This is a genomic window from Moorena sp. SIO4A1 (assembly GCF_010672065.1).
In the GTDB taxonomy this organism is placed as follows: domain Bacteria; phylum Cyanobacteriota; class Cyanobacteriia; order Cyanobacteriales; family Coleofasciculaceae; genus Moorena.
The window spans coordinates 1-1104 of the sequence record NZ_JAAHHX010000994.1 but is presented as its reverse complement, the minus strand read 5'-3'; the positions used below and the strand labels follow the sequence as shown (position 1 = coordinate 1104).

General features: G+C 40.7%; 1 protein-coding gene. It reads left to right on the top strand.

The window, feature by feature from the left end:
• Positions 1-855: 855 nt before the first annotated feature.
• Positions 856-1011, top strand: a complete 156-nt coding sequence (locus tag F6K53_RS44725) for a hypothetical protein (RefSeq protein WP_293087480.1) — start codon at positions 856-858, stop codon at positions 1009-1011.
• Positions 1012-1104 lie beyond the last annotated feature (93 nt).

Sequence of the window (1104 nt, the reverse complement as noted above, 5' to 3'; positions counted from 1 at the left end):
GCTGATCAAAGTATATAATTTAAATCCCGTTCCGCTTTTTGTCAACCTTGAAGCCTTTACCAGATAAAATATCGCCGTTTGGCCTAACAACACCGAAGATATGAGTGTCATGCTCATCATGAGATGTAACCATTGTTTCAACTAACTCCTGTTAGATTGACTGTTTATAAAGGGTTGTAGGAAAAAAGAATTGATTACATTCTTTTGTTTCACTACACATACTAGATTAGTATTTTCCACAGTTTGTAATCTCATAAAACTCATGTAAAAACTCATGTAAAAACTCATGTAAAAACTCATATGAGCCCCAGGGTAAGCGCAAGAAAAAATTGCCCATAATGTGCATTGGCTGGATATCGGTTGATCGTGGCTCGAAACCCCTATAATCTCGTCGAACTGTACTCGCAATAGAGTTAAGTTGTTGAGAATGACGCGGTCTTTTTCGAGGGTAAGCCACGGTTTATTGATTCTTGCGCTTACTCTGATCTGATACCTTCGTTAGCATATTCCCCCCTGTTCGAGTCCTGATGGCTCTACTGGATAGAGGTTGGGTGCATCTGATTTTTGTTGTTTGACAAGGTGGTGCGTTACGGGCAGCAACATAACCAAGGGCTAGAGGCGGAAAATGAGCCCCCCCTATAGCACAACTAGCAACTATAAAACTCATGTAAAACCTCATAAACCTCATGTAAAACCTCATGTAAAACCTCATGTAAAACCTCATGTAAAACCTCATAAACCTCATGTAAAACCTCATAAACCTCATGTAAAACCTCATAAACCTCATGTAAAACCTCATAAACCTCATGTAAAACCTCATAAATAGGACTTACGCATTGACAAAATAAACAAAATGTGTATCAAAGGGTAAGGATTGACTCTTATACCCATGAGGTACAAATCGCTGCTCCCTGCTCCCTGCTCCCTGCTCCCTGCTCCCTATTTCAAGAATTAATTTTAGTTTTGTCCGACCCAAGCAGATCAGTGGCGTGCCTAGGGGCTGTTGGTTGACCCAACTGAGTAAAGCAGCTATAGTTAGGTGAGCATGTGACAATCAGGGAATGATCTATCAACAACCACGCCCAAAAATTCCTGAGTGTAGCA